This is a genomic window from Xanthobacter aminoxidans, assembly GCF_043193615.1.
In the GTDB taxonomy this organism is placed as follows: domain Bacteria; phylum Pseudomonadota; class Alphaproteobacteria; order Rhizobiales; family Xanthobacteraceae; genus Xanthobacter; species Xanthobacter aminoxidans.
Genome location: NZ_JBAFUS010000001.1, coordinates 179,842 through 194,833 on the forward strand (window position 1 = coordinate 179,842; position 14,992 = coordinate 194,833).

Below are 14,992 nucleotides of genomic sequence, written 5' to 3' on the forward strand. Positions count from 1 at the left end.
GCCGCCGGGCTCCCGCATGCGCAGGCGCACACGCGCGCCGGAGCACCCCGCGCCCCCTCTCGGACACCGGCTCTCTCCTGCCCAATTGAGGCGAGAAGGTGACAAACCGGCCGTCATCTTCACATCTGGCGGCGGGCGCTAGATTGCGGAGGAATGCGGCCAACTGACGGCGCATTCTGCAACCCAAGGGAAATGCTGATACGCGGCCGCCCGCGAGCCCCATATGATGGCACGCGAATCATGGGGCCGCCTTTGCCAGGCTTGGCTTCATATGAAGCGTTGCAGCATCGGAGGCGCCATGATGACCGGCTGCGGAAACGTTGCGCGCCTGACGAGGACGGCTCCCGCGGTCGTCGCGCTCCTGCTGCTGGTTTTCGGCGCCACCAAACCGGCGGTCGCCCAGGCGCTTGACAAGGCGTCCGCCATCGCGATGCGGGGAAAGCCGGCCCTGCCCCCCGGCTTCACCTCCCTCGCCTATGCCAACCCCAACGCGCCCAAGGGCGGGCGGCTCACGCTCTCCCTGCTCGGCACCTTCGACAGCCTGAACCCGTTCATCGTGAAGGGCACGTCGCCCGCCGTCCTGCGCGGCACGGTGACGGAGAGCCTGATGGCGCGTTCGCTCGACGAGCCCTTCACCCTCTATCCCCTGATCGCCCGCACCGTTTCCACGGACGAAAAGCGGTCCTTCGTCGAATTCGGCCTGGACCCGGCCGCCCGCTTCTCCGACGGCGGTGCGCTGACCAGCGCGGACGTGCTGTTCTCGTTCGCCCTCATGCGGGACATGGGCCGGCCGAACCACCGGCTCTATTACGGCAAGATCACCAAGGCGGAGGCGCCGGACGCCCATACCGTGCGCTTCACCTTCGCCGAGCCGGACCCCGAGCTGCCGCTCATCATGGGTCTGATGCCCGTCTTCAGCGAGCAGGCGACCGACCGGTCGCGGTTCGAGGAGACCACCCTGACCCCGCTCCTCGGCTCCGGCCCCTACAGGGTCACCAACGTCAACGCCGGCGCGGCGCTGACGCTGGAGCGCAATCCCGACTATTGGGGGCGGAACGTCGCCTTCAATCGCGGCCTGTACAATTTCGACCGGCTCGACACCGTCTATTTCCGCGATGCCAACAGCGAGTTCGAGGCGTTCCGAAAAGGTCTGATCGACGCCCGGTTCGAAAGCGATCCCGGCCGATGGGAAACGGCCTACGATTTCCCGGCCGTCCGCAGCGGCGAGGTGGTGAAGGAGACCATCCCCACCGGCATTCCCAAGCCCTATTCCGCCTTCGTCTTCAACACGCGCCGCCCGCTGCTGGCAGACATCCGGGTGCGTCGGGCGCTCATCGAGCTGTTCGATTTTGAATGGCTGGACCGCAGCTTCTATCACGGCCTCTACCGCCGGACGGGCAGCTTCTTCGAAGGCTCGGCGCTGTCCAGCCTCGGGCGGCCGGCGGATGCCCGCGAACGCGCGCTGCTCGCTCCATTCCCCGGCTCCGTGGTGCCCGATGTGCTCGCCGGCACCTATCGGCCGCCGGTCTCCGACGGATCGGGCCGCGACCGCACCCGGCTCAAGGCGGCCCTCGACCTTCTGGAACAGGCCGGCTTCGTGCTGCGCAAGGGCGCGCTGGTAGACGCGGGGAACGGACGGCCGTTTGCGCTGGAACTCATGGTGGTCACACGCGACCAGGAGCGCCTCGCCCTCGCCTGGCAGGCGCAGCTGAAGCGGGCGGGCATCACGCTCAGCGTGCGCAACGTGGATGCGGTGCAGTTCGACACCCGCCGGCAGGCCTATGATTTCGACATGATGCCCTACGCGTGGTCGCAATCCCTGTCGCCGGGCAACGAGCAGGCCTTCTATTTCGGCGGCGCCGCCGCCGACACGCCGGGCAGCCGCAACTATATGGGCGCGAAGGCACCGGCCATCGACGCCACCATCGCCGCCCTCATCGCCGCGCGGGACGAGGAGGCATATGTCGCCGCCGCGCGTGCGCTGGACCGGGTGCTGATCTCCGGCGCCTATGCGGTGCCGCTGTTCCACACGCCCGGGCAGTGGCTCGCGCGCTGGACGCGCATCGCCCGGCCCGAACGGGCGTCCCTCTATGGCACCCTGCCGGAAACGTGGTGGCGCGTGCCGGGCAAATGAGCCCTCAGGCCGGCGCGGAGGCTGGCCGGGCGCGCGCGGCCAGCGTTCCCACGATCACGAAGGCCAGCAGCACCACGCCCTGCACGATGGCGAACGGCGGCTCCGACTGGGTGGGCGCCAAAGCCGCCAGCGCCGGCACCTTGGCGAAGGCCTGCGCGACGGCGACGAACACCAGGAAATAGAGGCTCGCCACGGCGGCCGCCGCATAGACCGGGCGCCACGCGCCCGCGCGGCCTGCACCGTAGAGCGCATAGGCGGCCACCAGCACCACCACCAGTGCGATGGCGCCAACCACGTGCGACGGCATCACACCCGAGAACGGAAAGAGAAAGCCGGTCGCGCTCGTGAGAAAGGCGAGAGCGAGAAAGGCGGCGGTGATCCCCGCCCCGGCCCGTTCGCCCCGCATCAGGGCGAGTGTGACCGGAATCCCGAGAATGATGGCGATCAGGCTGATCCAGGTGTGCAGGCCGGTGAGTGTGGTCGGGTCGAACATGTCTGCCCCCCTCGCGGTGCTGGATCATGATGCCGCAGCGTCAGGCTTTCCGCACGCCCGTCTTTGCGGCACGGGCGCAGCCAGTATCCGTTTGCGCAAAAATGACAGGCTTGGGCTGGACAGCGCCGCCGCAACGCAGCAAGTTATGCCGCAAGGGCAAATAACGGCCGCAATTGGCGATGAAGGTCTGCCCCTCTGTTTGCGGTAGTACCTTGCGGCAATACTTCGTACGCTGTACTTGGTCGCAACTACAGAATGGCGTGAGGATGCACGCCGCTCGGCGACGAATGCGTCGGCGATGGCCGCGAGTGCGAAAAGCACGGCCAATACAAGGAGTTCGGCGAGGACCATCGGGTCATGGGATGGTTCGGCCGTGAGTGTCTTCAACGCCGCCACCCGCCAGTGCTGGCACGGGAGGCTCCGTTGGGAGGTGAATTCGATGGCTCGCCCTGGACTTGCGGCACGCAGCCGGGATGATTTCGAGGCCACCCGCCCCGAATACCCGATGCGCTATCGCACAGAAACCGCGCAGAACCAGCGCCCCACCATTCCGGCCCGCATCGGTGCCGGCAGCCGCCCCCGCCGCAGTTCCAAACGCCGCGACGGGCTCATGCTCTGGCGGGTGCTCGGCGTTTCCGCTGCGGTGCTGATCTTCGGCATGGGTGGTTTGCTGGCTTACAATCTTGTTTCTCCGCGTTCCGACACCTCACAGGCCGCAGCCGTTCCAACCCAGCCGACACCAGCTCCCCCCCTCGCCGCCCCTGCCAGCGCAGCCGCAACGACGGTGCCGAAACCCGCGACACAGGCTCAACCCAAGCGCATCGCAGACGCAGGGCACGGCCAGTCCGCCATCAAGGTGGCCTCCATTCTCGGCGCTGGCGGGGAGACTGCCGCCCCCATCCCGGCCGAGGCCGGGCCGACGGCCGCCGACTTTTCCCGACCTGCCTTCCTTGAGCCCGTCACCGACGCGGATGAGGAAACCCTCCCGGCGAGCGCCGTGGAGACGGTGGCCGAACGCACCCCGCCCGACGCCGCCGCGCCGCTGCCCGCGCCCCGACCCGTGAAGATGGCCTCTGCCGACACCGCGGCCTCCGACGACGACTCCGCCACATCCGCCCGCATCCGCTCGGCGGTCACGCTGCGGTCCGGCCCGCGCCGCTCGGCCTCGGCCATCGGCACGCTGGAGGGGGGCACGAAGGTGAAGCTCTATTCGTGCAAGAGCTGGTGCGAGGTCTCGACCGGCGATAAGCGCGGCTGGGTCTACAAGTCGTCCGTCGACCGCTGAACCGCCGCTGCCGGTCCACCGTCGCCATCCGCCTGAAGCCCGGGAAAATCCGGGAAACTCAGACGAAACCCGCCTTTTTCCTCTCAGATGATACCGATCACGTGGTTCATGGCGCGCCCTCCTGAAGAGGAAAGCGCCCGGGTGCCTTCCGCGTTCCGCCTGTGCGGTGTCAGCGGCGTGAGAGCCGTCACCGCTTTCTGTCGCGACGATCGGTGGTGGCGTCGAGGAGGATGCCGCGGGAGACCGCGCCCCGGCCGAACTTGGCGCGCAGGGCGTCCATGGCTGTTTCGGTCGCCTTGAGGCGCTGGCTGGTTGTGTCCACGAGATCAGCCGGGTCGGCATCGGCGATGGGGCCGAGGTCCGAGACGCCGACGCCAATGAGCCGGAAGAGGGTCCCGTCCATCTCCTTCAACAGCAGCTCATGGGCGGCCGCGTTGATGCGGGCGGCGAGGCAGGTGGGCGCCTCCAGCGTCCGTGAGCGGGTGCGCAGACGGAAATCGGCGCTCTTCAGCTTCAGGGTCACGGAGCGTCCGGCGATGCCGGCGCGCTTCAGGCGGTCGCTCACTTCCTCGGAGAGTGCATAGAGCGTCTGCTCCAGCGGGCGCAGGGCGCCGATGTCGCGGTCGAAGGTGGTCTCTGCGGACACGCTCTTCGCCTCCCGCTCCGGCTCCACCTTGCGGGTGTCGAGGCCGAAGGCGAGGCGCGAGAGCCGCAGGCCCTCTGCGCCGTAGCGGCGGGCGAGGTCGGCCGGTTCGGCGCGCTGGAGATCGCCGATGGTGGTAAAGCCATCCCGCGCCAGCTTGCCACCGAAGGCCGCCCCGACCCCCCAGATGAAGGTGACCGGGCGCGGCGCCAGAAATTCGGCCGCCTCGCTCTGGCCGATCACCGAGAAGCCGCGCGGCTTGTCCAGGTCCGAGGCGATCTTGGCGAGGAACTTGTTGGCCGCGAGCCCGACCGAAACCGTGATCCCGACCTCGCGCTCCACATCGCGGGCGAAGCGCGCCAGTGTGCGCGCGGGGCTCGCCTGATGCAGGGCCTGCGTGCCCGAGAGATCGAGGAAGGCCTCGTCGATGGAGAGCGGCTCCACCAGCGGGGTCAGCGCCTTCATGCGGGCGCGCACCTCGCGGCCGACCTTCACGTATTTCTCCATGTTGGGCTTCAGCACCACCGCATCCGGGCACAGGGCCAGCGCCTTGAACATGGGCATGGCCGAGCGCACGCCGTGGATGCGGGCGATGTAGCAGGCGGTGGAGACCACCCCGCGCTTGCCGCCGCCGATGATGAGCGGGACGTGCGCGAGGTCGGGATTGTCCCGTTTTTCCACCGCCGCGTAGAAGGCGTCGCAATCCACATGGGCGACGCTGAGGCTGTGCAGTTCGCCATGCCGCACCACCCGCGGGCTGCCGCAGGCGACGCACCGCAGGCCGCGCGACCCGGCAGCGGCGGAAACGTCCGAAAGGCAGTCTCGGCAGAGGCCGGGCGCGGTCATGGCTTTGGGGACGGCCCGCGCCGCCGGCTACATGGGACGGCGGACGATGGCGTCCGGGTCGATGGGCGGCGAGAGGATCTCGTGGGCAGCGGCCACATGGCGCGGATCGAGACCCTTTTCGGCGGCGAAGGCAAGGAGAAGGGGCTCGTCGTTGAGCACGAAGGCGAGCACGCCGGCGCCGAAATCGCGCCGGCCCGCCGCCTCGCGCAGGTTAGCGGGGGTGAGGCCGGTCTCGGCGAGGAATCGCACGAGGCGCTCGCCATCGGCGGCGATGAAGGAGAGGGCGGAAACCGCCACCTCCTGCGCCGCATCACGCTGGGCCTTGAGGCCCCTTGGTTTGTCCTGAATGGGCATTTGCGCTTCCGCAAGGATTGGGGTCTAGCTGTCGGCGGCATTCCAGCACGTTCGCCGCGTGCTGCGAAGGGTGGCAGGATGCGGCGAAGTCGGGCCGGGTTTCGGGGGACGCGATGACCAAGACGGTGATGATCGTGGAGGACAACGAGCTCAACATGAAGCTCTTCCACGATCTCCTGGAGGCGCACGGCTATCGCACGGTAGAGACGCGCTCCGGCGTGGAGGCGGTGGAGCTGGCCCGCGCCAACCGGCCGGACCTCATCATCATGGACATCCAGCTGCCGGAGATTTCCGGCCTCGATGTCACCCGCAAGCTGAAGGCCGATCCCGAACTGCGCGCCATCCCCGTGGTGGCCGTCACCGCCTTCGCCATGAAGGGCGACGAGGAGCGCATCCGCGCCGGCGGCTGCGAGGCCTATCTCTCCAAGCCCATCTCGGTGGCGCGCTTCCTTGAGACGGTGCGCCAGTACACCGGCGGCTGAGGTGGGGACAGCCGAATCACCGGCTTTTCCTTTCGCCCCGTTGTGCTAGTCTTCGTGGCTTCCAGATGCGAGGCGGAAGGTGCGCGACCGGCCATGCCGGTCCAGAGGCCCTTTCGCTGCCAGACAACCCTACGGAGTGCTCAGGTCCGCCGCATCTCCTGGGTCCGTGGGGTTTGGCCGGTGGGTGAGCGTCGCGGGAGGCCTCCCCGCCCGCTCCCCGCCGGCCAGCCTATCCTCTCCCCCTCCTGCTCTCCTGGTCCCTGCTCTCCCGGTCATTGCGTCCCCTTGCGTCGCCCGCGCGTCGTCACCACGTTTGCGTGCTGAAGGAGTTGCATTGCCATGAGCACCACCGGCGACACGTCCCGCGAGCCTGCCGACACCGATATCGCCTATCGGCCGCACGCGTTCGATCCGGTGACGCAGCCCGAACTGTTCGAGGGCGTTCTCTCCCGCCGCATCATCGCCTTCCTGGTGGATGCGCTGATGGTCATCGGGCCGGTGGTCCTGTTCGGCGTGTTCGTGTTCGTGTTCGGCATCGTGACGCTGGGCCTCGGCTGGCTGCTGTTCTGGCTGACCGGACCGGTCTTCGTCGTGTGGGCCGTCGCCTATTATGCCTTCACCCTCGGCTCGCCCGCCTCCGCCACCCTCGGCATGCGACTCATGGAGATCGAGTTGCGCACCTGGTACGGCGCGCCCTGCTACGCGCTGCTCGGCGGGGTGCGCGCGGTGTGCTTCTGGGTGTCGGTTTCGGTGCTGACCCCGTTCGTGCTGCTGGTGGGCCTGTTCAACGACCGGCGCCGGCTGCTGCACGATTTTCTCTGCGGCACGGTGGTCATCAACAGCGCCGATCGGGCCGAGGCGCTGCGCCGCATCCGCTGAAATTTCACCCTCCCGGCGACTGCGCCTTTGACGGGCCTGCACGCAGGCGCGATGATCCTGGTTCAGAGGCCAGATCCCCGTGAGTGAGCACCCCCGCGACACACCACAATTCTATCTGACGGCGCCCTCCCCCTGCCCCTACCTCCCGGGCAGGGAGGAGCGGAAGGTGTTCACCCACCTCGTCGGCGACCGCGCGGCCGCGCTCAACGACGTGCTGACGCAGGGTGGATTCCGTCGCAGCCAATCCATCGCCTATCGCCCCGCCTGCGAGGGCTGCAAGGCCTGCGTCTCGGTGCGCATCTGCGTGGCGGATTTCCAGGAGAGCCGCAGCTGCCGGCGGGTGCAGGCGCACAACGCCGACATCGTGGGGCAGGTGAAGCCGCCCACGCCCACCTCCGAGCAATACAGCCTGTTCCGCACCTACGTGACCTCCCGCCACGGCACCGGCGGCATGGCGGACATGAGCGTGCTCGACTACGCCATGATGGTGGAGGACACCCACGTCCACACCCGGCTGGTGGAATACCGCAAGCGCGGGCCGGACAGCCGCATCCTCGAGCGCGGCACCGGAGACCTGATGGCGGTGGCCCTCACCGACATCCTCTCCGATGGCCTCTCCATGGTCTATTCCTTCTACAACCCGCTGGCGCAGGACCGCTCGCTGGGCACCTACCTGATCCTCGATCATGTGACGCGGGCGCGGCAGATGGGCCTGCCTTACGTCTATCTGGGCTATTGGGTGCAGGGGTCGCGGAAGATGGACTACAAGCGCCGCTTCCTGCCGCAGGAGCGCCTCTCGCCCCATGGCTGGGAGCGCATCGAAGACTAGAGCCGGGGCAAGGCACCGCGCAGGGGGGGCCGGATGCATCTGACCAACGCGGTCAACATCTTCATCACCGTGTTCGCGGCGCTCTTTCCTATCGTGAACCCGCTCGGGACGGCGCCCATCTTCCTCACCTTCGTGCGCCGCTGCTCGCCGCAGGTGCGCGAGCGCATCGCACGCAGCGTGGCGATCTACGGCTTCCTGCTGCTGTTTGGGTCGCTGGCCATCGGCTCGCAGATCCTCCTGTTCTTCGGCATTTCGCTGCCGGTGCTGCGGATCGCCGGCGGGCTGGTGGTGGCGGTGGTGGGCTGGAATATCCTGCATGAGGATGAGAACGCCCCCGGCAAGGCGCAGGGCGTGGAACTGGACGAGGCGCGGGCGCAGGACGAGGCCTTCTATCCCCTCACGCTCCCCCTGACGGTCGGCCCCGGCTCCATCGCCGCGACGGTGGCACTCGCGGCCGGCCACACACCCACCTGGAAGACCGATCCTCTGTTTCAGCTTTCCAGCGTGCTCGGCGCGCTGGCCGGGCTCCTGGCGGTGTCGCTGACGGTCTATTTCTCGTTCCGCGAGGCGCCCACGCTGGAGCGGGTGCTGGGCAAGACCGGCACCAACGTGCTGGTTCGCCTGTTCGCCTTCATCCTGTTCGCCATTGGCGTCCAGATCATCTGGATGGGCGTGGAGGCGCTCGTCACGCAATTGCCCCGCTGAGGGCAAACGTCGGGACAATCCTGGCATACCTCTAGAGCGGTGCAGCGCACACCCGCATGCTGCTAGAACTGTGCATCTCCCCTGCCGCTCCGGAGCTGCACCATGTCCCATCTCAATCCCCCCATCCGCCGCGTCGCCGTGATCGGGGCCGGCACCATCGGGGCCAGCTGGGCCGCGCTCTTCCTCTCGCGCGGGCTGGAAGTGGTGGTGAGCGATCCCGCCCCCGGCGCGCGGGAGGCGACGCAGGCGCTGATTACCGGGGCCTGGCCGGTACTGTCCCAGCTCGGCGGCGAGGACTGGATCGACCCCACCACGTGGCGCTTCGAGCCGGACCCGGTGGCCGCGGTGGAGGGCGCCGATTTCGTGCAGGAGAATGCGCCCGAGCGCTACGAAGTGAAGCAGAAGCTGTTTCCCGCCCTCGACGCGGTATTGCCGCCGGAGGTGGTGATCGCCTCGTCGTCCTCCGGCCTGCTGGCGAGCCGCATCTCCGAGGGCTGCCGCCACCGCGAGCGCTGCCTCATCGGCCATCCCTTCAACCCGCCCCACCTCATCCCGCTGGTGGAGGTGGTGGGCGGAGCCCATGCGAGCCGCGACGCCATCGCCCGGGCCATGGCCTTCTACCGCTGGCTCGGCAAGCACCCCATCGAGATCCGCAAGGAAGTGCCCGGCCATGTGGCGAACCGTCTGCAGGCCGCCCTGTGGCGCGAGGCGATCCATCTGGTGGCGGAGGGCGTCGCCTCGGTGGAGGATGTGGACGCCGCCGTGTCCGAGGGCCCCGGCCTGCGCTGGGCGCTCATGGGCCAGCACATGACCTTCCATCTCGGCGGCGGCGCGGGCGGGCTCGGACAGTTCATGCACCACCTGCTGCCGGCGGTGGAAACGTGGTGGGACGACCTCGGCGCCCCGGCCATGACACCGGAGCTTCAGGCCGCGCTGGTGGCCGGCGTGGAAGCCGAGGCCGCCGGCCGCTCCATGACGGATCTGGCGCAGCGGCGCGATGCGCTGCTCACCCAGCTCGTCGCCCTCAAGCGCGCCGCCGATGTGCGCGACGAACAGGCCGAGATCAGCGCGCGGCTGGACGAGGCGCTGGAAGAGAGCTTCCCCGACAGCGACCCGATCGCGGTGCGCGGCGACGACTGAGAGAACGATAAAAAAGAAAAGGCCGCCGCGAGCCCAAGCCCGCAGCGACCTTTCGTATTTCCGTCACCGCCGCGCACGCGCGCGGCACGGAGGGATCAGGCCAGCGACTTGATCGCGGCCTTGCCGGCGTAGCGGGCCGAGTCGCCCAGTTCCTGTTCGATGCGCAGCAGCTGGTTGTACTTGGCGGTGCGGTCCGAGCGGGCCAGCGAGCCGGTCTTGATCTGCCCGCAGTTCGTCGCCACCGCGAGGTCGGCGATGGTGGAATCCTCGGTCTCGCCGGAGCGGTGGGACATCACGGCGCGATAGCCGGCCTTGTGGGCCATTTCCACCGCGTCCAGCGTCTCGGTGAGGGAGCCGATCTGGTTCACCTTCACCAGGATGGCGTTGCCCACGCCGTCCTTGATGCCGCGCGACAGGCGCTCGACGTTGGTGACGAACAGGTCGTCGCCCACCAGCTGGCACTTGGAACCGATGGTGTCGGTGAGGAGCTTCCAGCCGGCCCAGTCGTCCTCGGCCATGCCGTCCTCGATGGTGACGATGGGATAGCCGGCCACGAGCTGGGCCAGGTACTTCACCTGGGCCTCGATGTCGCGCACCTTGCCCTCGCCTTCATAGTGATAGGCGCCGTCCTTGAAGAACTCGGTGGAGGCGCAGTCGAGACCGATGAACACGTCGTCGCCCGGCTTGAAGCCGGCCTTCTCGATGGCGCCCATCACGAAGTCCAGCGCCGCCTCGGCGGAGGCGAGGTTGGGGGCGAAGCCGCCCTCGTCACCCACGTTGGTGTTGTGGCCGGCGCTCTTCAGGCCGCTCTTCAGCGTGTGGAAGATCTCCGCGCCCCAGCGCAGGCCCTCGGCGAAGGAGGAGGCGCCGGCGGGCAGGATCATGAATTCCTGGAAGTCGATGGGGTTGTCCGCATGGGCGCCGCCATTGACGATGTTCATCATGGGCACCGGCAGCACGCGGGCGTTCACGCCGCCCACATAGCGGTAGAGCGACAGGCCGCTCGCCTGCGCGGCGGCCTTGGCCACCGCCAGCGACACGCCGAGGATGGCGTTGGCGCCGAGGCGGGCCTTGTTGGGGGTGCCGTCGAGACCGAGCAGCACGGCGTCGATGTGGGCCTGGTCCTCGGCCTCGTAGCCGCCGACGGCGTCGAAGATCTCGCCGTTCACCGCGTCCACGGCCTTGGACACGCCCTTGCCGAGATAGCGGCTCTTGTCGCCGTCGCGCAGCTCGACCGCCTCGTGGGCGCCGGTCGAGGCACCCGAGGGGACCGCGGCGCGGCCGAGGGAGCCGTCTTCCAGCACCACGTCCACCTCGACGGTGGGATTGCCGCGGCTGTCGAGAATCTCGCGGCCGATGATATCCACGATGGCGGTCATGAAGGTCCCTTCCCTTGGTGTCCCGCGTGGGCGTCCCGCGGCGGCGAGCGGCGGCGGCCTGACGGCTGCCCGCGGGGCCGTGACGGACCCCCTCACCCTTCAACCTCGCCCGCCCCCGGGAGTGGAAGGCGAGGCGCCCTCCAGGCGCCGTGCTTCTAGCGCGAACCTTCGCTGATGCGAAGGGGCTTGATCGCAAAGAGGTGATCGGTCGCAAAACCGCCCGACGGCGGTTGAACATTGCCGGCCCGAAAGCTATGCCGCCGATCCATTCCCAAGGAAGCGTGATGACCGACCGCCCGTTGCAGCTCGGCGCCCAGAGCGCCCTGCCCCCGTCCCCCGAGGAGGCGGTGCTCGACCGCGTGCCCAATCCCCATCCCGATGCCGATTACGTGGCGCGCTTCACCTGCCCCGAGTTCACATCGCTCTGCCCGGTGACGGGCCAGCCTGATTTCGCCCATCTCGTCATCGACTACGTGCCCAATTTGCACCTCGTGGAATCCAAGTCGCTCAAGCTCTATCTGGGCAGCTTCCGCAACCATGGCGCGTTCCACGAGGATTGCACGGTTGCGGTGGGCAAAAGGCTGGTGACGCTGCTGGAGCCGCGCTTCCTGCGCATTGCCGGCTATTGGTATCCGCGCGGCGGCATTCCCATCGACGTGTTCTGGCAAACGGGTAAGCTGCCGGAGGGCGCCTGGCTTCCCGACACGGGGGTTGCGCCCTATCGCGGTCGCGGGTGAAGCTGGGGCTGACGGTCGCGAGAGCCGGCCGACGGGGGGATGAACGAGACGGCTGCGGCGAGACCGCTGCGTCGACAACCCGAGGGCATCAGCATGCCGAAGCTCATCGTGACCAACGGCGACAGCGCGGCCGAGCGCCTGCGCGAGGCGGGGATCAAGGGCCATATCATCCCGTGGCGGGACATGCTGCATGACGGGCCGGTGCCCGCCGCCACCCTGCTCGACGACGTCTCCGACGTCAGGGCCGACTTCCTCTCTTCCGCCCTGGGTCTGCCGTTCGACGAGGTCCGGGCCGATTTCGCCCATCGCGACGCGCAGATGGAGGTGCATTCGGCCTATGGCGAAGTGGAGCTGTGGTTCGAGCACGATCTCTACGACCAGCTCCAGCTGATCCAGATCCTCGACTACCTCGCCCATGAGCCCGAGCGCATGGGGGTGAGCCTGGTCCAGGCCTCCCACTACCTCGCCGTGATGGAGCTTGAGGACCTGCGCGCCCTTGAAGCGCAGCGCACTCCCGTCACCCATGTCCAGATGGAGACCGCGCGACAGGCGTGGGAGGCGTTCACCGCGCCGACGCCGCGCCCGCTGTCCACCTTCCTCGAACGCCCGCACGAGGCGCTGCCCTACCTGTCGCCCGCCCTCTCCCGCCTCGTCTGCGAGCTGCCGGCGCCGGGCAGTGGCCTGTCGCTGACCGAGGAGCGGATGCTGCGGCATCTGGCCGGTGGGCCGATGAAGGTGGCGCACCTCTATGCGGCGGTCCATTCCATGGATCAGGCGCAGTTCCTGGCCGACCTGCCCTTCTTCCTGCGCCTCGACGGCCTCGCCTTCGCCCATGAGCCGCTCGTCACCGGCCTGCCCTTCCGCTCCAGCGAGGCGCCGAGCCTGAGTTTCACGCCCGGCGAGGATGGCGCCGCGGAGCGCAGCTATCGGGCCTATGCTGCGGCCGAGGTCTCCCTCACGGCGGCCGGGTCGGCTGCGCTCAAGGGCGCCTTCGACCACGCGGCCAACAATGGGGTGGAGCGCCATCTCGGCGGCACGCGCATCTGCGCCGGCGCCATGTGGCGCTATGATCGGGCGGCGGGGCGGCTGGTGCTGCCGAACTAAGTGGGGACGGCGGCGACCTCAGGCCGCGGCGTCCTCCTCGGCGACCTGCTCGCTGTGCGCCTTGAAGGCGGCGAAGGCGACCACGGTCAGCGGGGTCGCCAGCACCACGCCCAACGCGCCGAAAATGCTGCCGAACGCCACCACCGCGAACAGCGTCACCGCCGGCGGGAGGGACACCATGCGCTGCTGCAGCAGCGGCGTGATGATGTTGCTCTCCGCCTGCTGCACGCCGACGAAGACCAGAAGCGTCCAAAGCCCGGTGTCCGCGCCCATGGTCAGCGCGATCAGCACCGCCGGGGCGGCCGCCATCACCGGGCCGATCATCGGCACGAATTCGGCGAGACCGGCGAACAGGGCCAAGGCCAGCGAGGAAGGCACGCCCACGATGGTGAGGCCGATGAAGGTGAGCACGCCCACCACCACCATGGCGATGAGCTGCGCCTTGAGGAAGTGCCTGAGGTCCTCCGACACCATCGCGAGCTGCCGCGCCGCCGTCGGACGCTCGGAGGGGCGCCACAGTGACAGGAACATGCGGCGGTAAAGCTCCGGCGAGACGGCGAAATAGATGCCGCCCACCACCACCAGGAACACGCCCAGAACCACCTGGAACAGGTTGGACGTGAAGCCCTGCACGACCGAGAGAAGCGTGTCGCTGGAGGGTGCCGCCGCCTCCGCCCGCTTGAGGAGATCGTCGCCGAGACCTTCCAGATGGAAACGCTGCTCGAATTCGGCCCAGGCCGAGGGCAGCTCATTCACCAGCTGCGTCACCTGCACCTGGATGGTGGAGCCGAACAGGTAGAGCGCGAGCCCGAGCCCGCCGAAGACGAGGATCCCCACGGGGATCACCGCATACCGCTCGGGAAAGCGCGTCCACTTGGCGAAGGGCTCGGCAAGCGCATGGAGCGCCAGGGAGACGAGGCACGCGGCGAACACCTGGAGGATGACGTCGTATATCTTCCACGACAGCCATGCGAGCGCGATGACGATGCACGCGATGGCGACACGCCGTGCCACGTCCCGGTCCGAAACCATGGTACCCCCAGATGCTCGCGGATGTTCGATGCGTTAGCGGCTTCATAGCGCGAAACGCCACCGTCCGCGCACCGGAAAGTCAAAGGGGCCGGAACACCGCCCGGACCAGATCGAGGCGGCGGCAGGCCGCGCGATCCTGCGGATCGACCATCAGCCGCTGCATGGCGTCGAATGTCTGCGCGGCGAGCAGGCCCCGCCAGGTGGTGCGGGAGGGCGGCGGCAGCGCGTGGTGGCGCAGGCTCGGCTTCAGAGTGCCGTCGATCTCGGCGAGACTTTCCGAAGGAAGCTCAGGCCACTGTTCGCCCAGCTGGCGCCCGGCGCGGTCCATGGTGCCGCGCCAGTCGGCCATCAGACCGTCGAACGAGATGACGGTGCGCGGCATGCCGCGCGTCGCGATCTCGGAATCGAGCGTGTAGCGCAGCCAGATGCCGAGCCCCTTGCCGAGGTCGAAGCCGTCCCGCTTGGTGAGGGAGGCGGCCACCTCCACCGGGTTGCGCAGGGCGAGAAACGGCACGATGCGGTAGCCCGCCTTCTTCAGCACCGGATCATAGATGGCCATGAGACGGGAAATGCGGGGATCCTTGAGAACGATGTCGGGCGCATCGCCGTATTCGTCGGCGAGCGCGCGGCGCACCTCATCGAGAAGGCCCGAGCTGCGGGCCGCCGCCATCACGTCCCCGCCCATCACCTTGCGGGAGGACCATTTGTGGCCGCAGGCCTTCAGGATGCGCTCGTCGAGGTCCATGAAGACCTCGCTCTCCCAGAAGCCAGCCTCATTGGCTTCTGTGGCGGCCATGAGGGTCTTCGGGGCCGAAAAGCCCATCAGGTTGATGATGCGGGTGAGCGCCGATGTGCCGCTGCGGTGCATGCCCAGCACCAGAACGGCGCGCTTGTATGTCGTCACGGAAGGCTCCTTGAACGACAGGGCCGCCCGCTCCCGCCGCTTACGG

At 68.5% G+C, this 14,992-nt stretch carries 15 protein-coding genes; 9 read left to right on the forward strand and 6 right to left on the reverse strand.

The window, feature by feature from the left end; translation table 11 throughout:
* Positions 1–298 precede the first annotated feature (298 nt).
* Positions 299–2,134: an extracellular solute-binding protein gene (locus V5F74_RS00840; RefSeq protein WP_394005712.1), complete on the forward strand. Its 1,836-nt coding sequence runs from the start codon at positions 299–301 to the stop codon at positions 2,132–2,134.
* Between the two features lie 4 nt (positions 2,135–2,138).
* Here V5F74_RS00840 and V5F74_RS00845 read toward each other — a convergent pair whose 3' ends face one another.
* Positions 2,139–2,627: a hypothetical protein gene (locus V5F74_RS00845; protein ID WP_394005714.1), complete on the reverse strand. Its 489-nt coding sequence runs from the start codon at positions 2,625–2,627 to the stop codon at positions 2,139–2,141.
* A 439-nt stretch (positions 2,628–3,066) separates the two neighbouring features.
* Here V5F74_RS00845 and V5F74_RS00850 point away from each other — a divergent pair, with 439 nt between their 5' ends.
* Positions 3,067–3,912: an SH3 domain-containing protein gene (locus V5F74_RS00850; protein WP_394005716.1), complete on the forward strand. Its 846-nt coding sequence runs from the start codon at positions 3,067–3,069 to the stop codon at positions 3,910–3,912.
* A gap of 187 nt (positions 3,913–4,099) precedes the next feature.
* Here V5F74_RS00850 and V5F74_RS00855 read toward each other — a convergent pair whose 3' ends face one another.
* Both V5F74_RS00855 and V5F74_RS00860 read right to left on the reverse strand, forming a co-directional pair.
* Positions 4,100–5,401: a DNA polymerase IV gene (locus V5F74_RS00855; RefSeq protein WP_394005718.1), complete on the reverse strand. Its 1,302-nt coding sequence runs from the start codon at positions 5,399–5,401 to the stop codon at positions 4,100–4,102.
* 27 nt (positions 5,402–5,428) lie between these two features.
* A complete protein-coding gene (locus V5F74_RS00860; protein WP_029558349.1) occupies positions 5,429–5,755 on the reverse strand; it encodes a DUF3572 domain-containing protein in 327 nt (108 codons plus the stop codon).
* 113 nt (positions 5,756–5,868) lie between these two features.
* Here V5F74_RS00860 and V5F74_RS00865 point away from each other — a divergent pair, with 113 nt between their 5' ends.
* From V5F74_RS00865 to V5F74_RS00885, 5 genes are all read left to right on the forward strand, one after another.
* A complete protein-coding gene (locus tag V5F74_RS00865) occupies positions 5,869–6,237 on the forward strand; it encodes a response regulator (protein WP_024279231.1) in 369 nt (122 codons plus the stop codon).
* Positions 6,238–6,576: 339 nt separating this feature from the next.
* Positions 6,577–7,116 carry an RDD family protein gene (locus V5F74_RS00870; RefSeq protein ID WP_394005720.1) on the forward strand — a complete coding sequence of 180 codons (540 nt, stop codon included), beginning with the start codon at positions 6,577–6,579 and terminating at the stop codon, positions 7,114–7,116.
* A gap of 79 nt (positions 7,117–7,195) precedes the next feature.
* Entirely contained in the window at positions 7,196–7,945 is a 750-nt protein-coding gene (locus V5F74_RS00875) for an arginyltransferase (protein WP_394005722.1), read from the forward strand.
* Positions 7,946–7,978: 33 nt separating this feature from the next.
* The gene (locus V5F74_RS00880) at positions 7,979–8,650 is read left to right on the forward strand and encodes a MarC family protein (protein WP_374251168.1); all 672 of its coding nucleotides are present in this window, start codon (positions 7,979–7,981) and stop codon (positions 8,648–8,650) included.
* A 102-nt stretch (positions 8,651–8,752) separates the two neighbouring features.
* Positions 8,753–9,790: a 3-hydroxyacyl-CoA dehydrogenase NAD-binding domain-containing protein gene (locus V5F74_RS00885; protein WP_394005724.1), complete on the forward strand. Its 1,038-nt coding sequence runs from the start codon at positions 8,753–8,755 to the stop codon at positions 9,788–9,790.
* 95 nt (positions 9,791–9,885) lie between these two features.
* On the opposite strand, the gene eno is transcribed toward V5F74_RS00885, so the two are convergent.
* A complete protein-coding gene (gene eno, locus V5F74_RS00890) occupies positions 9,886–11,169 on the reverse strand; it encodes a phosphopyruvate hydratase (RefSeq protein ID WP_029558344.1) in 1,284 nt (427 codons plus the stop codon).
* Between the two features lie 284 nt (positions 11,170–11,453).
* On the opposite strand from eno, the gene queF reads away from it, so the two are divergent.
* Both queF and V5F74_RS00900 read left to right on the forward strand, forming a co-directional pair.
* Positions 11,454–11,906: a preQ(1) synthase gene (gene queF, locus V5F74_RS00895; RefSeq protein WP_029558343.1), complete on the forward strand. Its 453-nt coding sequence runs from the start codon at positions 11,454–11,456 to the stop codon at positions 11,904–11,906.
* 93 nt (positions 11,907–11,999) lie between these two features.
* Positions 12,000–13,010 (forward strand): DUF1835 domain-containing protein, encoded by a 1,011-nt coding sequence (locus tag V5F74_RS00900; RefSeq protein ID WP_038193471.1) that lies wholly within the window; start codon positions 12,000–12,002, stop codon positions 13,008–13,010.
* Positions 13,011–13,028: 18 nt separating this feature from the next.
* On the opposite strand, the gene V5F74_RS00905 is transcribed toward V5F74_RS00900, so the two are convergent.
* Both V5F74_RS00905 and V5F74_RS00910 read right to left on the reverse strand, forming a co-directional pair.
* Positions 13,029–14,024 (reverse strand): AI-2E family transporter, encoded by a 996-nt coding sequence (locus tag V5F74_RS00905; RefSeq protein WP_197023020.1) that lies wholly within the window; start codon positions 14,022–14,024, stop codon positions 13,029–13,031.
* 97 nt (positions 14,025–14,121) lie between these two features.
* The gene (locus V5F74_RS00910; protein ID WP_374251164.1) at positions 14,122–14,946 is read right to left on the reverse strand and encodes a sulfotransferase family protein; all 825 of its coding nucleotides are present in this window, start codon (positions 14,944–14,946) and stop codon (positions 14,122–14,124) included.
* Positions 14,947–14,992: the final 46 nt, after the last annotated feature.